At 53.5% G+C, this 15,849-nt stretch carries 14 protein-coding genes; 8 read left to right on the top strand and 6 right to left on the bottom strand.

The window, feature by feature from the left end:
• Positions 1-58: 58 nt before the first annotated feature.
• Positions 59-1,075 carry a hypothetical protein gene (locus tag K3T82_RS16165; RefSeq protein ID WP_220194467.1) on the bottom strand — a complete coding sequence of 339 codons (1,017 nt, stop codon included), beginning with the start codon at positions 1,073-1,075 and terminating at the stop codon, positions 59-61.
• A 236-nt stretch (positions 1,076-1,311) separates the two neighbouring features.
• On the opposite strand from K3T82_RS16165, the gene ispE reads away from it, so the two are divergent.
• From ispE to K3T82_RS16130, 7 genes are all read left to right on the top strand, one after another.
• Entirely contained in the window at positions 1,312-2,268 is a 957-nt protein-coding gene (gene ispE / locus K3T82_RS16160) for a 4-(cytidine 5'-diphospho)-2-C-methyl-D-erythritol kinase (RefSeq protein WP_220194466.1), read from the top strand.
• A 123-nt stretch (positions 2,269-2,391) separates the two neighbouring features.
• The gene (waaF, locus tag K3T82_RS16155; protein ID WP_220194465.1) at positions 2,392-3,648 is read left to right on the top strand and encodes a lipopolysaccharide heptosyltransferase II; all 1,257 of its coding nucleotides are present in this window, start codon (positions 2,392-2,394) and stop codon (positions 3,646-3,648) included.
• On the top strand, positions 3,645-4,868 hold the full coding sequence (locus K3T82_RS16150; protein WP_220194464.1) for a glycosyltransferase family 9 protein: 1,224 nt from the start codon (positions 3,645-3,647) through the stop codon (positions 4,866-4,868). The genes waaF (K3T82_RS16155) and K3T82_RS16150 overlap by 4 nt, the downstream gene beginning before the upstream one ends.
• Positions 4,869-5,001: 133 nt before the next feature.
• On the top strand, positions 5,002-5,742 hold the full coding sequence (locus tag K3T82_RS16145; protein ID WP_220194463.1) for an IMP cyclohydrolase: 741 nt from the start codon (positions 5,002-5,004) through the stop codon (positions 5,740-5,742).
• 157 nt (positions 5,743-5,899) lie between these two features.
• Complete coding sequence (waaF, locus tag K3T82_RS16140) at positions 5,900-7,216, top strand: lipopolysaccharide heptosyltransferase II (protein WP_220194462.1); 1,317 nt, start codon at positions 5,900-5,902, stop codon at positions 7,214-7,216.
• Positions 7,213-8,040 carry a GNAT family N-acetyltransferase gene (locus tag K3T82_RS16135; protein ID WP_220194461.1) on the top strand — a complete coding sequence of 276 codons (828 nt, stop codon included), beginning with the start codon at positions 7,213-7,215 and terminating at the stop codon, positions 8,038-8,040. Before waaF (K3T82_RS16140) ends, K3T82_RS16135 begins: the two co-directional genes overlap by 4 nt.
• Positions 8,037-9,239, top strand: coding sequence for a glycosyltransferase family 9 protein (locus tag K3T82_RS16130; RefSeq protein ID WP_220194460.1), 1,203 nt, complete (start codon positions 8,037-8,039; stop codon positions 9,237-9,239). Before K3T82_RS16135 ends, K3T82_RS16130 begins: the two co-directional genes overlap by 4 nt.
• On the opposite strand, the gene K3T82_RS16125 is transcribed toward K3T82_RS16130, so the two are convergent.
• The 5 genes from K3T82_RS16125 to K3T82_RS49115 all read right to left on the bottom strand — a co-directional run bounded on the left by K3T82_RS16125 (position 9,223) and on the right by K3T82_RS49115 (position 13,860).
• A complete protein-coding gene (locus K3T82_RS16125) occupies positions 9,223-10,572 on the bottom strand; it encodes a hypothetical protein (RefSeq protein WP_220194459.1) in 1,350 nt (449 codons plus the stop codon). The two genes, K3T82_RS16130 and K3T82_RS16125, sit on opposite strands and share 17 nt — an antisense overlap.
• Before the next feature lie 278 nt (positions 10,573-10,850).
• Complete coding sequence (locus tag K3T82_RS16120; protein ID WP_220194458.1) at positions 10,851-12,113, bottom strand: radical SAM family protein; 1,263 nt, start codon at positions 12,111-12,113, stop codon at positions 10,851-10,853.
• A gap of 84 nt (positions 12,114-12,197) precedes the next feature.
• Complete coding sequence (locus K3T82_RS16115; RefSeq protein ID WP_220194457.1) at positions 12,198-12,500, bottom strand: hypothetical protein; 303 nt, start codon at positions 12,498-12,500, stop codon at positions 12,198-12,200.
• A 119-nt stretch (positions 12,501-12,619) separates the two neighbouring features.
• Complete coding sequence (locus K3T82_RS16110) at positions 12,620-13,522, bottom strand: 3-phosphoshikimate 1-carboxyvinyltransferase (RefSeq protein ID WP_420799273.1); 903 nt, start codon at positions 13,520-13,522, stop codon at positions 12,620-12,622.
• A 77-nt stretch (positions 13,523-13,599) separates the two neighbouring features.
• Positions 13,600-13,860, bottom strand: a complete 261-nt coding sequence (locus K3T82_RS49115; protein WP_220194455.1) for a hypothetical protein — start codon at positions 13,858-13,860, stop codon at positions 13,600-13,602.
• A gap of 666 nt (positions 13,861-14,526) precedes the next feature.
• Between K3T82_RS49115 and K3T82_RS16100 the strand changes: the two genes are divergently transcribed.
• Positions 14,527-15,705, top strand: coding sequence for an FAD-dependent oxidoreductase (locus tag K3T82_RS16100; RefSeq protein ID WP_220194454.1), 1,179 nt, complete (start codon positions 14,527-14,529; stop codon positions 15,703-15,705).
• Positions 15,706-15,849: the final 144 nt, after the last annotated feature.

Genomic DNA, 15,849 nt, shown 5'->3' with positions numbered 1-15,849 from the left:
TGAATGGGCTGTAAGACCTATTCACGCCCCTCCCGCTTTATTACGACATGAGGCGCAATTATGGCTGGGATGAGTCTGTCTCGCCTTGCGCTTCGCGCGCATTCACTCCAGGGAGTGAGATGGCGGGTATGCGTGGTCGCGTTGAATGACGCCAGAAAAGTTGTTTGCGAGGGATGCTGCGTAAGAGGCCCTTTGTAATCTCCCAGACCTGCTCCGGGCGCTCGTTATTACGCCAGTAGTAGTAGCAAGCCACTTCGTCCGGCTTAGTGTCACACATCTTCTTAAATGAGGGCTGCAAGACACTCTCATCTTCTTCACTCAGGCTATAATTCTGAAGCCAGAGCTGGCTCCGCTTCTCCGTCCGCCGCGTGGCCTCTACAACACTGCGCCCCCATTCCTCTACTTTACTCATCTCCTCACCCAGCAGTTGCCAGAAGAGATGGCAACCAACCGTGTCTAGCTCGGGAATCGTCACCAGTTCTTCCAGTAGTTCTAGCTCCTGGGGCAACAATACAATAGCTGTTGTAGCATTGGCTCTGGCATGCTTGACGGTAGCGAAGAGTTCACCTAAAAAGTCACACATCGAGCGACGACGGAAATGCTCAAGGTCCGCGATATCGGGACAGAGGGCACGACAGACGGGGCAGAAGCAGGTAATATCGGGGCCACGTGGCTCATCTATCAAAATCCCATTGATGGGATAATTCTTGAGATAAAACTCGATCTCACCAAAGAGCCAGGAGCGAAACGGCTCATGGTTATAACAGGTGACCCCATGATAGCGCCCATGGCGATCCTGAACCCGCGATTGTGGATTGCGGAAGGTATACCAGCTTGGCATATGTGAGGGACCCGCGAAGAGGTTCCCATAGCGTCCCAGGCTCAGCATAACTTTCAAACCGAGATCCTGCGCCTGGCGCAAACCTCGCTCCAGATCCTTGCCCCAACGTTGCTCATCTTCCTCGTGTATAGCGTACACAATACTGTTCGCCCCCGCCGCGCGAATTCGCTCAAAATCACGCTTCACAGTCTCAGGGTGAAATAAAGGGTGAAAATAGGCTACAGTAATATCCATCGAATCTCCAGACAAACGTTCTACACGAAGCTCTCTATAGGCAGAATAGGCAATCTATGCATGCATACATCATAGTATATCATAGGACTACTTGTTTCTTCTTTCCGATCAGGATTTCTAGGCTATCGTGCAGCTATCCTTTTCTACGCTTATATGCTTGCCATTGCAAGCGCAACTCATAGGCAAATGGGGAATATATATAAAGAAAGCACGACTTTCGGCAGTGAAGAATATCTATGCTTGACAAGCATATCTGTTCCAGGCACAATGCAGCCATGAATAACGCACAACTTGCACCACAACAGAGCCTAACTGGGCGTACCCACTTCATTCAATCGTACGCCAAGATCAATCTCACCCTCGACGTGCTGACCCGTCGCGCGGACGGCTATCATGAGCTGACCACGCTTATGCAGACCGTGGATCTCTATGATACGATCTGCCTGAGCGAGACACAGGAACCCACTATTTCGATTACCTGCTCTCGCCCAGAGCTTGCGACTGAGGATAATTTAATTGTACGCGCGGTGCAGGCAGTGCGGCAGAGACTCTCTCTTCCACAGGGATTTATGATTGAGCTTCATAAACGCGTCCCTGTGGCAGCTGGTCTAGGAGGAGGAAGTAGCAACGCGGCGGCAACCCTGCTCTTGCTACAGCAGAAGTGGCAATTGCCTCTCACAGCCTCCGACTTACATGAGATCGCGGCCTCGCTTGGCTCCGACGTCCCTTTCTTTCTGGTTGGAGGCCTGGCCCTTTGTGAAGGACGTGGCGAACGCATTACCCCCCTCGCGCCTTCCTGGCCGCAATCTATGCGCTGGCTGCTCCTGCTCAAGCCCGCTATTAGCGTCTCTACAGCCCATGTCTTTCGCCATCTCTCACCTGAAGATTACAGCGATGGCACCAGCAGCCGCGTGGTGCGAAGCGCGCTTGAGGAGGGTATCGAATTGAGACTTGATACCTTGCATAATAGTCTGCAACGCGGAGTTCTTGAGCGCTATCCAGAGGTTGCGCAGGCGCGAGAAGCAATGCTCCAGGTAGGTGCTTCTCATGTCTTCCTCTCGGGAAGCGGCCCCACCCTCTTCGCCCCTTTCGCCAATTTGACCAGCGCCTTCCAGGTCCAACAACGCTTGCAGGCTCAGGGATACGAAGTTTTTCTAACACGGGCAAATTATCCTCAAGGTATCAATGCCTAGCTTTTCTAAGCTCCTAAACCAACACCGTCTGCCTGTACAGTTGCTTCATTGTTAACGTACAGGCAATTCTAGTCTGCCCCGATTTTCCCTCTTCATCCCCTCTGATGCCTGGAATCTGTTACAATGGGAGCGTATTCCGTTGACAAACAACATCGATATTTACACATACACACACAAGAGATTAGCAGAAGTTGGAGGACCCCCACCCTGCGCCAGCATATTATTAGCGCGCTTTGTACACTGTTGCGCATTCCATTTGCTCTGCTTGATATCCTGCGCACTCCCTTTGTACAACGCGCCCGCACAAATCCGCGCTCAATCGTCATCATCAAACCCTGTTGCCTTGGCGATCTGATTATGACCACACCTCTGCTAGAGGTGTTGCGCCACGCTTATCCAGATGCTCGCATTACCTATGTTGCGGGCTCCTGGTCCAAAGTTATTCCGGAACATCATCCCGCAGTCGATGAAGTCATTGACTGCGGCTCTGTTGGCATCTCTGGACGCTATAGCACCCGCGAATATTTCGCGCTCGCGAAACGCCTGCGCGCTTATCACTTTGACCTGGCCTTTGTGCTGGATCGCTCGCCCATGCTCACACTACTTCCCTGGCTTGCTGGCGTACCCCGCCGTGTCGGACCCGATAGCCAGGGACGTGGTTTCTCGCTGACAGACCGCGTCGCGGTCTCTTCCTCGCTCCAGCAGCTTGAACATGAAGCTGATATCTATCTCGATCTGGCACGGGCGCTCAAGCTCCCTCTTGAGCAGCCTGGCATGCGCTTTGTTCCAACAGAGAATGAACGCGCGAAGGCCCAGCGCTATGATGGCATTCAGATAGCGGTCTTCGTCGGTGGTGGCAGCAATCCAGGTATGGACCTGACCGCCAAGCGCTGGCCCCTGGAGCGCTATCGCGCCCTGGTCCAGAAGCTCGTCTGGGAGTTAGGCGCGCGTGTCCTGCTCATCGGTGGCCCTAGCGATGCTCCGCTCACGCGTCAATTGCTAGAGGGGCTGGAAGTTCCCGCTGGCAGCGTGCTAGATCGCGCGGGAAGTACCAGCATCGGAGAACTGGGCGCGCAGCTCGAAGCCTGTTCGCTTTACATCGGCAACGATAGTAGCCCAATGCATATGGCGGCGGCTGTGGGTATCCCCGTCATCGGCATCTTTGGCCCTACCAGCCCGACAGAGTACGGCCCCTATCCAACAAACGATCCAAAGCATATTGGTCTCTGGAAACATCCAACGGGCCAGCCCTGCTTCTTCCAGGGCAAGATGCGCGAGTGCCACAACTGCACCTGCATGTCGTCTATCACGGTCGATGATGTATGGCAAGCCGTACAACGCCTGCTTCCAAGTACAAGCGATAGCGAGGTGCGGCGATGAAACAAGCTCTTCGGACTCTGATTCTGCTCCTGGTGCGTATTCTGGGTTTTCCGCGCGCGCTGGCGGCACGCAAGTATGCCACACAAAAGTTGAACGCGCCACGCATCCTGTTGCTACGCCCTGATCATCTGGGCGATATGGTCATGGCTACTCCCGTGCTGGATGCGCTACGCGAGCAGATACCCGATGCTGACATTGAGATGCTAACAGGCCCCTGGGCAGGGGAGATCGTGCTGCATCACCCGGCGCTGGATAATCTGACACTATGCAACTTCCCTGGCTTTCAGCGTGCCGCGCAGTCGCCACTCTCCCCTTATGCCCTGCTCTGGAAAGCAGCGCGTGAGCTACGCAACGGACATTACGATGTCGCGATCAATCTGCGGCCTGATTTCTGGTGGGGGGCGGCTCTGATGTATCTGGCTGGTGTTCCGCGCCGCGTAGGCTACGCGCTCGCACCCGCGACGCCTTTCCTTACCCATGCGTTGCCCTTCCCCGAGCATAAGCATTCAACGTTCTATAATCTGGAACTTGCCAGTGCGGGATTAGAAGCACTGGGACGTGAAGCACTGGAACAGCCCTTCACACCTGAGCGCTATCCGTTACGCTTTTATCCCAGCCTTGAGGATGAGCAGTGGGTCACCGAGCGCCTTAAGGAGGCGGAGATTGACACACAATCCCCTCTCGCAATTATTCATCCTGGGACCGGAGGCGCGGTCAAGCTCTGGCGTGCCTCCGCCTGGGCCACCTGCGCGAACACGCTCCAGAAGCAATATCCCGATCTACGCTTTGTCTTGACTGGCACACCAAAAGAACGTCCACTGCTTGACGAAATCGCGAATGAGATGGATGTAGCACCACTTCTGATAAGTGATAGCCGTGTAGGGCAACTCGCCGCTCTGCTAGGGCATGCACAACTGGTCATGGGCGTGGACAATGGCCCCTTACACTTGGCGATCACACAAGATGTCTCAACCGTACGCATTTTCGGGCCAACCGATCCGCGAATCTTTGGCCCCTGGGGACCAGAGGCACACCACCTGGTTATTGTCTCGACTGAGCGCTGCCCAGGCTGTCCCCTCATGCCCTGCGGACGCCTGGATTTTCGTGAGGAGGAGCTACCACAACACCCCTGTGTACGCTCCGTTTCTGAACAGTCCGTACTGGACGCCGCTACACGCTTGCTCTCTCCGCTTGATGAACCCTCTACCACGCAAGCGTAGCCAGAAAGACGCGCCAGGGGCAGCATAGTTTGCCCCTGGTTAGCACGTCTGTGCCTCTATGGTCTATACTGAAAAAGCAAATATCCTAGTATTCCCTGCGACATGGCAGGCTAAAGGAGACTATATACAATTTATGATAGATGCTAATGCTATCGCGACTAATACCTTTGTAACCCACATTCGTAGCAACCCATATCCGGGGCGCGGGCTAGTCATCGGTCGAGCCTCACACGATGATAGTTGGCTCATCATCTATTGGATTATGGGGCGGAGCGAGCAGAGCCGCAACCGCCGCTTCACAGTCACAGACAGCATTCTGCGCACTGAGCCTGTAGATGCCAGCCTGGTTGCTGATCCGAGCCTGATCATCTACGAGGCGATGCTTGACCTACCGAGCCTCTACCTTGTCAGCAATGGCGATCAGACACGCACACTGTATGAAGCGCTCCACGCTGGGCAGACTTTTGACTCGGCCCTGGCAACCCGCGAGCGCGAGCCGGACGCTCCCCATTACACACCTCGCATCAGCGGCATGCTTGACTTGCGCCAGCCACAGGGAGAGATCACGCTCAACATCCTCAAAGCCAACGCGACCAACCCCGAACTGACAGATCGCTATACCTACCGTCCTGCCGCACCAGCTCCTGGCTACGGCTATGGCCTGACAACCTATATGAGCCCTGGCAACCCGCTGCCCAGTTTCTCGGGCGATCCTCTTTTGCTCCCCTTCAAAGGTAGCCCTGAAGAAGTCATCAACGACTACTGGAACGCGTTAAACGAGGATAACCGCATCTCGCTCGCCGTTAAATCTATTGCCAGTGATGGAACCAGCCGTTTACTCGTCCATAATCGCTTTGAGTCTCAGGTACGCTAAGCAAGCACATGAGAGGCCCCTCTTTAACAGAACGGGACCTCTCATCCCGTTTCGGGCAAAAGTTTGCATCTTTCGCTTGACCTCTCTATAATGCAGAGAGGATGCCTGTGCGGTGTCCTTAAATGCCGTTTTTCATCATTTGGGACAGTTCTTTCTTATGGTACAGACAGCAGCCGAGCCAGTGGCACCCGACCTCGATGAGTATGGCTATCCAACCCGGCCCGATACGCAACGCAAGCTGCGCAACGCAATCGTACATACTAGTAAGCGTCTCCTGCTGGGGGGCATCGCTCTGACGCTAGGAGGCATCGGAGCCTTTCTCAAGCTCAAGGAGATGGGACGAAGCCGCGTTCCACTCACACCAAAAACCTTTCATCCTCGCCGCATCCTGGTCATTCGCGTCGATTTGATTGGCGACCTTGTGATGTCAATGACTGTGGTCCGCCAGCTTCGCCGCACCTACCCAGAGGCAGAGATAGATCTGCTTGCCATCCCCTCTAGCGCGCAAATCGTGCGCGGGGATAGCGATATTGCCCACCTCTTGACCTATGATCCCAACATCTGGCGACGCCCCAAAGCCTTGCTACAACGCCCTAACTGGCGTGCGGCACAAGCGCTACGAACTCAGATGCACGAGCGGCGCTATGATCTGGCAGTCAGCGCCTCCGGTCCCTGGGCCAGTATCCTCGCGGCCCTCAGTGGCGCGCCTCGACGCGTTGGCTTTAGCAAAGAAGGCTATTTTGGCTTCATGACTGATAGCGTCCCCGGACAGCATTGGGCTGAAGGTGAACGCAAACATGAAGTAGACTACTGCATGGAGCTCCTTCGCGCTTGCGGAGCGACCCCGGATGACGCGTCGCGTGTACCAACGCTTCAGGTACAACCTGAAACGACACAGTCCGTCGAACAACTTCTTCAAGCGGAAGGTATTGATACGGTCAAACCTCTGGTTGCCTGTCAGGTGAGCTCACACAACGGCTACGCAAAGCGCTGGCCCGTCCCTTATTGGGCACGCCTGATCGAACGCCTGGTCAATGATGATGGCATGAATGTCGTACTCACCGGTGCTCCAAACGACCAGCCCTTGATCGAAGCCGTAATACGTCGCACACAAGCACAGGTTTATAATCTCGCGGGTAAGACCAGCCTGCCACAGCTCGCGGCCCTTCTTCAACGCGCGGACGTGGTCATATCGGGCGATAGTGGTCCCATGCATATTGCGGCTGCGGTGGGCGCGCGCCTCATCGCCATTCACGGACCAACTGATCCAGGGATGAGTGGCCCTGTCAGTCCAGAGGCAACAATCTTGCGCAGTGACATCTGGTGTAGCCCCTGCTACTTCGCCAAAGGGCCCGCGAACTGTCGCTTTCATACCACACAATGCATGAAGAATATCTCACCTGAACAAGTTCATACCACCGTCCAGGAGAAGCTCAGACAATCCTCACGCTACGAGAAGGAGATTGTTGAATGAGCCAAACATACACTCCGTTACTATCTCTCTCTGATGCTCACCTGATTGAGGCGGTCTCAGACAACTTCGCGGAAGAGATGGCCTGCTTCGGACGTGTACTCCCCAGCGCCGAGCTACACGAAAATGAGGAATTGCTCTGGTTCGCGGTCTCACCAACGTTCAACGGTGTCCTGCGCTCTCGCTTCGCCAGCGATGACAGTGGCTCTATCGTGCGTCACATCAAAACCATGATAGCGTACTATAAGAAGCGTCATGCCACGAGTTTTAGCTGGACCATTGACCTCGCCTCACAACCTAAAAACCTTGGGCAGCACCTGGAGGTTCACGGTTTCGAGCGCGTCCACGCCGATACAATTATGGCTCTCTCGCTCCCTGAGCGTGTATCAGACCTGCGAACCTGCCCCGATCTAGAGATACGGGAAGTCCAGAGCAACCTGGAACTCAAACTGCTGTGTGAGATTGAACGCATCGGCTTCGACACACCAACGAGCAGCATCAAACGGTATTATGAGATGTATCGCCGCTCTGGCTTCGGCCCCAGTTACTCCTGGCGGCACTTCCTTGGCTATCAACAGGGTCAGGCTGTCGCCAGCACCTCACTCCAACTCTACGCGGGGGTCGTGGGCATCTTTGGCGTCGCCACATTGCCCCAGGCACGCAACCAGGGGATCGCCGCCAGTATGATGCTACACATTCTTGACAAAGCGGAGGAGCTTGGCTATCGCGTCTCCAGCCTCTCGCCCACAGAGCAGAGTGAGCGTCTCTATCAGCGCATTGGCTTCCGTACACTTGGACAGACATACTATTACAGGTGGTCAGTATGAGCGATACAATGCAATCCCAAATTACCAGGGCGATAGACACATCCATCACCCTGCCCGATAACGCGCGCATCCTAATCGTGAAGCTTGCAGGGCTGGGTGATCTACTGCTTGCAACCCCTGCCCTACGCGCCTTGCGCACCAGCTATCCCCAGGCGCGTATCGATCTGCTAGTCACCCCTGACTCCGCCGGATTACTAAAGGGCTGGGACGTCATTGATAATATCATTGTACTAGACAAATATCTCTTCGACTATCCACAGCAAATTATCAAGCATCCAGGCAACCTCAAGCGCCTGGGAGAGATCTTCAAACCGCTACGCGAGGGTCACTATGACGCGGTCCTGCTCTTCCACCATCTGACACTCCGCTTTGGTCGCATGAAGCATCAGGCCTTGATGCGCGCTACCGGAGCAAAGTGGCGCGTCGGCCTCGATAATGGGCATGGCTGGTTTCTCAATGTACGCGTCAAGGACGAGGGTTTTGGCGCAATGCATGAGGCTGAATATAACATGGCTGTCGCCGCAGCCGTAGGCGCGCAGTTAAGCGCCTCTCCCCATCTGGAGATGCCGCTCAGTGAGGAGGAACGAGCAGCCGCGCACACCCTGGTATATGAAGGCGCGTCTCCACAGGAGGTCCCTCACCCCATAATTGCCATCCATCCAGGTAGCGGTGGCTATAGTACCGCGCGCCGCTGGGCCCCTGAGCGTTTCGCCCAACTGGCCGACACGCTCTATAGTGAGGGAGGAGGACAACTCTTGCTGGTAGGAGGGCCGGAAGAAGTAGAATTACATCAGAGCATCATGGGGCAATTACGCTCAGGAGTACCAGTGCGTAGCCTGGCAGGCAAAGGAAATATTAAGGTCGCGACCGCCGTACTGGAGCAGGCCGATCTCTTCATTGGCAATGATGCTGGTCTGGCCCATCTCGCCACCGCCACCGGCACCCCAGTCATCGCCATCTTTGGTCTGACCAACTACAACGCCTGGGGGCCTTACCCCGGCGCAAATAAAGAGCAGGTCGCCATCGTCCATCTTGACCTTCCCTGCATGCCCTGCTTCTACCGAGGTCATCAATTAGGAACGCCCGAAGGATGCGCGACGCGCGACTGCCTGACACAGCTGGGAGTTGACCCTGTGGCAGCAGCCGCGCGCCGCATGTTACGCCTTCATGGCAAGTGGCCTGCTAGAACTGAAGCGTAAGAGTTTGCGCGGGCCAGGCATTATTCCGACCGGGCAGGAAGTAGAGTCCATACTGCCCAGTTGGAGAGGCCTTGATCTGGTACATCGCGAACCCTTCGACATTGGTATCATGAGGCTCAATCACATAGAACTGGCTCAGATCGGAATAGAGGTCAGGATCAACCTTACTGTTATCCGGCCCAATCAGGAGCACGAAGTCGCTCATGTAGTATGAGTTCTCTGTGGGATTATTCGCGACAAGCGAAATGGTAACAAACACCTGTCCATCCTGCGCCTGCTTTCCAGCAAACGAATAACTCTGGGAAGCGTTCTTCAGAGTCCAGCTCATCCCAGCATAGGAGAAGGCCTTGTTGGGAGTGATAGCTTTATCGTTATACTTGCTCAAATCGGGATTATCTTTGAGCGGGATTGACATTACCATCTCACCAGTGCCCTCATTGCCAACTTTGAGCACTAGCTGACTAAGGTCCTCTACAGCCTTATCTACTTTGAAGTCTAGCCAGTTCTCACGGGACTGTCCCGCTGAACCACTCGTATAGTACTTCTCCTGGAGAGGCTTTATGCTCTTATTGTCAGCGGTCATCAACTTAAAGCCGCTGGTATAGCTAACAAAGTAATAAACTCGCCGACCGTTCGACTCAGGATATGCCTCATGCAGGTTCACACGCACGTAGCGGGTCGAGCCGGTTGAACTCTCATAGATATAAGAGTCATCATCAAAGGTCTTCGCCTGAGCAAGCGAGGTCACAGTCATATTGACGCCGCTATATTTAAAATTAATGCCCTTTGGATTTAGGTTGGCCTGACCATCACTTGAGCCAACGCCGAGCAGCTTGGAGAAGCCCCAGAATCCCCCGCCACAAAGCAGCAAGACCACAACCAGGATCACGAGACCAACGACAAGCCAGGGAGAGGTCTTCTTCTTGGGCGGCGCATAGCCATAGCTCCCTGGGGTTGGAGCATACCCTGGCATACTCGCCCCATAGGGATTCGCCCCATAATTGGTAGGTGGCAGAGGCGCGCCTGGGCCACTATACGGATTATAGCCAACGCCGCTATTGTAGGGATCGGACGTAGCCGGCGGTGGAGTATAGGGCACATCACTTGGTGTAGGAGCCTGCATAGTTGGAGGCACCGCATTATATTCAGGAGATGAGCCGCCGGCATAAGGGGGTGGAGTTCCATATTGGGGAGATGAGCCCCCATAAGCCTGTACCGTCGGGGGGACGCCGCTGCTCCCCGTGAGCGCAGCGCCACAGCGCGAACAGACTTGCTGCCCAGGAGGGTTGTTATTCTGGCAAATAGGGCAGATATTTGTTGGTACGTATGACACCGTTAATCACCTCAGCACTGAAAAGGTAAAATATAATAACCATTGACATTTGTCGATCTTAGAGTGTATTGTATCGCAATCTAGTAGACGCAAAAAATGAACTACTTCATAGTTTACAAAAGTACTACACTACATACAGGCAATCCTTATATAAGTGACATCATCTGATGAAAATGGCATTCGTATATGGACCTGACCACTCACGCGAACTCATAAAACGAGGGAGGATCGAGCTCAAGTTTGAGCTCGATCCTCCCTCGTTTTATGAAACACAGGTTTTAACGAGCGACCATGCCACGCTTGATGGGCCGCGTGAAATTGCCAATGGCGACCTCTGGCACCTCACGATGTAGCGTATCGATGAATTCGCGCATACCCAGGGCCTTACCCATTGAAGCCAGATCCGGCATTTTGGGCAAGAGCACTTCGGGATCAATATTTAAGTTGCGCAACTGGATCAGGCGTAGCCCCGTCTCACGCACAAATGCCAGGAGCGCCTCTACCTCGCGCTCCCGGTCAATCATTCCAGGCAAACAGAGCAGATTGATGGAGCTATATAGCCCCTCCTCACCCGCACGCTTCAGCGATTCCTTGACATCTTCAAAGCGATATCCAACAGGGCGATAGTAGGCGGTATAGGTCTCAGGATGGCCTGAAATGGTGCTCACACGAATGGTATCCAGGCCGGCATCAAAGAGCCGTTGCAGCCAGCGGGGATTGCTGGCATTGGTATTAATATTAATAATCCCCTTGTCTGTCCGCTCACGCATAGCTGTAATAGCACGCTCAATACGCTTCCATTGCATAAGCGGATCACCCTCACAGCCCTGACCGAAACTGACAATAGCTTCGTCCGCGCTCTCCAGGTGCGGTATTGCAACTTCGACAATCTCTTCAACCGTTGGGATGAAATCCAGGCGATCCTGAGGCGATATCAGATTCTCTTCTTCCTGCTTGGAGATACAGCCAATACAGCGCGAATTGCAACCGGGTGAGACTGCGATAGCCATCTCCCAGCGCTCAAAGAAAAGGTTGCTGGCGGTAGGGCAGGAATAATCCAGAGCACAATGCGCGTGCTGGCGAATCACCCGATTCTCGGGGAAGGCCCTGGTCTTGGCCTGGACAAGACGCTCAAGCTTCTGGCGAGGAAACGAGCGAGGATGCCATTTATGCGGATCATCGGTCTTGACAGCAGCCACATAGAGATCGCCATTGATAGCCGCGACCGCGCTATAGCCAAAGAAAGGTAGCGGTTCAGTTCCCTCGACCTTATCATACGCAGGCAGATGTGTGCGGGTATAGCCAATGGGTAAAAGTGCAGCTACCGCCCAACCTTTTGTTTCTGCTAAGACCTGCCGCTCGCCATTCTTTTTACGACCAACGGCGCGCCGATCTGGCATCATGGAAAGCGTCACGCCATCGGGCAAGGGGATTAAATCAGATATTTCCAATGGTTGACCATCAAAGGCAAGCGCCTGTAGCCGTGGCTCTTCACGGATCTCCCCCTCGGGAGTGCTATAAAGCAAATGTGGGACTGGCATGCTGTTTCTTTACCTTCAATCCTCTCCTATACCACCACGTCCAAGCGTGGCTCTCTTCTCTGGCAATTGCGGACTATGCTCCCATTAATGCATTGGGGGCGGAGTTGCTGGAATACGGGGGCTGGTTGGGCGCTCATCGACAAGCTCATCATCGAAGAAACGTGGATATCCTCCAGTCACACCTGTTTGAGCAGAAGTCGCGACTCGCTGCTCTAATTCCCGCGTGTCTTCATAGACGAAGCTCAACAGAATATGCTCACCGCGCATACTCTGGCAGACGTGACGAATCCGTGGATGCTCAGCTTCCATCCAGGCATTAATCACCGTTTCCAGCACGGACATGTTATCGCCACACTCCGCGCTATCAAAACCTTTAAACCTGTACACAATTCAATTCCTTTCGGTCTTGCCCTGGAAATGGTTGCTTTCTGTCCTGATCTGATCGCAGGTTATTGTATCATTATGGCGCACAATTTTCCAGCCACCACCAGATGAGGCAGTACAATTTATTGACGGCTTACTGCGACCCCTAGCTCTTGAAGCTGAGAGAAGAAGTGAGGATAGCTCTTCGCAATATGCTCGGCTCCCGTGAGCACTAATCCCCGACGACAGCGCATGCCCGCAATTGCCAGAGCCATCAACAGGCGATGATCGTTGTGCCCATTAACCTCCACACCTCCCTCAATACCTTCGGGACGACCACGCACAATAATGGCATCTCTCTGAGGAGTGACATCACAACCAGCCCGCTTCAATTCGGCGCATAAATCGTCAATTCGATCCGACTCTTTATAATGCAGAGTCTCCACATTGTAGAAAACGCTCTCACCATCGGCAAAACAAGCCGCTGCGACAAGCACTGGAACACAATCGATAATCCGATCTCCGTCCACGCGCGCGCCCCGTAGCCTGCGTCCTCCACGTACTGTCACTTGTTCGCCATCAACCTGCAAATCCGCTCCCATAGCCTGATAGGCCGCGAGCAAGGCATCACCCACTTCATCTCGTTGCTTGAGGCGCTGAAGCACCAGTTCACTTGTGGGGTCGCTCGCGGTAAGACAGGCTGAGATGAGTGCCGCCGCTGAAGGATAATCACCTGGCAAAACGTAATCTCGCGGCTGATAACCCTGTCCCCCAGGAACGGAGAGCTGACTCAGATCCTCACTAGCTTGAACACGAACACCAGCATCACGCAAGACTTCAAGCGTCGTCCGCACAAATGGCTGCGACTTGAGTCCATCAATGATCTCAATCTCTAATCCTTCGCGTAAGAGAGGAGCCAGGAAGAGCAATGCGCTTACATATTGCGAGCTACGCGCCCCAGAAATACGGACGCGACCACCATGCAGGCCACTTCCGCGCAAGGTAATTGGCAGGCATCCATCCTCGCCCTGAGCCTGATACTCCACCCCCAGATCCTTTAGAGCTTCTAGCAATTCCCGATTGGGACGCTTGCCTAGCGATTGAGGGTGATTAGTGACGAAGGTTACCTCCGGTAGACAGGCCCCAGACCTAACAACAGGCGTAACACTGCTCCCGCATTACCCACATTCACCGTTACCGCCTCCTCCGCATGCGGAAATCCAACCCCTTGAATACGCAGGATAGTCTTCTCCTCATCAACCCATGCCAATTGAGCACCGAGAGCAAGACAGCCTCGAAAGAGAGCATCGCTATCATCGCTTTGAGCTGGATAATAGACAGTGCTGCTTCCCTGAGCCATCGCGGCCGCCAGAATATAACGCAAAGTATAATACTTGGACGAGGGAAGATGGGGACTCCCAGCACACGGGAAGATGGGGCTATCGCGATACGCACATCCTCACCATCTAACGGATGCAACACATTCTCTGCCATCTAGAATAATCACTCCCTACTCTACAAATAATATCATTTCGTAATGAGCCAGCTGGTATCTCAACCTCGGCATGCTCCAAATCCACCTGTATATGGCCTCTATCATACCATATCACCTCAAGTTCGAAGCGTGCATTGCATCTCTCCAGCTTACGGAACCATGTACCCCATATCTTTCACGTTCGGCCTTGCATTTGTACAGCTTATGATAACGTGAGCTACACATATATCACACACAAAGTTACAACATATATGCTACAATATATATCAATTCAACACACATATTTACACTCACACCCAAGATATTGAATCTTCATCTAATACATTGATAATCAGCAATTATTTTGCTATAATCGTATCAGAGCATGCATGCATATACCATTCTGACTTACTCCTTCTTCTGAAACTTTGAGAGCAGCTGCACTAACCCCATTTGGGTGCCAGTTTTCGTGCAAAACTTATTTACTCCTTATCCGGAAACCTGAGGGCGCCAGCGGCGCCGCGCCCTCGTAAGAGGGTTGGTTTTCGCATAAGATCTTAGGAGGCTAGTATCATCGTGCATCACACAGAAGTAGCTATCATAGGGGCAGGTATCGTTGGGCTCTCAGCGGCCTATGCTCTTCTCAGTAAAGGGGTTAAAAACGTCCGTGTCCTTGAGCGAAACACCATTGGACATACGCGTGGAACCTCATACGGACTCTCTCGCCTACTTCGCTTCGAATATGGCGACGATTGCCTCTATACTGAGATGGTCCGCCAGAGCCTTCAGGCCTGGAAGCTTCTAGAGCGTCGCAGTCAAATAAACCTCTATACCCGTACGGGTATCCTGGCGCTGGGGCATGAAGATGACAATTACACATTGCCAAGCTATCAGCTCTTACGAGAACAGGGCTTCCCGATTGAAAGGCTCTCGCATCAGACCTGCCGCACCCTCTTCCCACACTTTAATACCCAGGACTACAATCTTTTGACCTATAATACCAACGCAGGCCTACTACACGCGACAACCTGCCTGCAAACCCTAAAAGGGCTTATCCTTGATATGGGTGGCAAAATCATCACCAATTGCAATGTCGCAAAAATCACACATGAAAATTCGCGCGCGCCGATTCGGCTTCAACTAGAAAAGCAGCATGAACTCGCAGCAGAGCGGGTTATCCTGGCCCCTGGCCCCTGGATTCACCATTTTCTAGGAGACTTACATCTCCCCATACGCATGACACGACAATATGCTCTCTATTTCGCTAACCTTCCCACTTCAACCTTTGGGCTATCAGCGTTTCCAGCATTTATGGCAGGAGACATGTATGGCTTTCCCATCCATAATTCCCGCGTGAAGGGCTACGAGCCCGGTTGGCTGAAAGCAACCTCTCATACTTTTGGCCCTCCAGTAGACCCCGATGCCCCTCCCGCCATCGATCAATCCTACGTCACACAACTCGTCCAGCGATTATGCGACCTGATTCCGCAGCTTCAGCAGGCACGCCTGGCCCATATCGACACATGCATATACGATGTGAGTCCTAACGAGGATTTCATCCTGGATAATCATCCACAAGATCCTCGCATTGTCTTCGCCACTGGACTCACGGGACACGGTTTCAAATTTGGTCCATTACTCGGGGAGATTCTGGGCGCACTTCTCTATCAAACCGCTCCCTCCATAGCGACAGAGCGGTTCCGCTTGGCTCGTTTCGCCCAATACATGCTTGCACCAACCTCATCGGTCGCCTGATGCTGAGTTGAGCCTCCAGTCCTCACCTCTTCGCAAATAAGAGGATAAATGTGTATAAACCAACAAGAAGAGAGTCCTTGGCCAGACTTCACCAAACACTTTTCGAATCATTGCAGAATCATTGACATTAGAGGATAGATATGG

Source organism: Ktedonospora formicarum, from assembly GCF_016587355.1.
Taxonomy (GTDB): domain Bacteria; phylum Chloroflexota; class Ktedonobacteria; order Ktedonobacterales; family Ktedonobacteraceae; genus Ktedonobacter; species Ktedonobacter formicarum.
The sequence above is the reverse complement of the archived record's forward strand: the minus strand, read 5'-3'. Positions and strand labels throughout refer to the sequence as shown.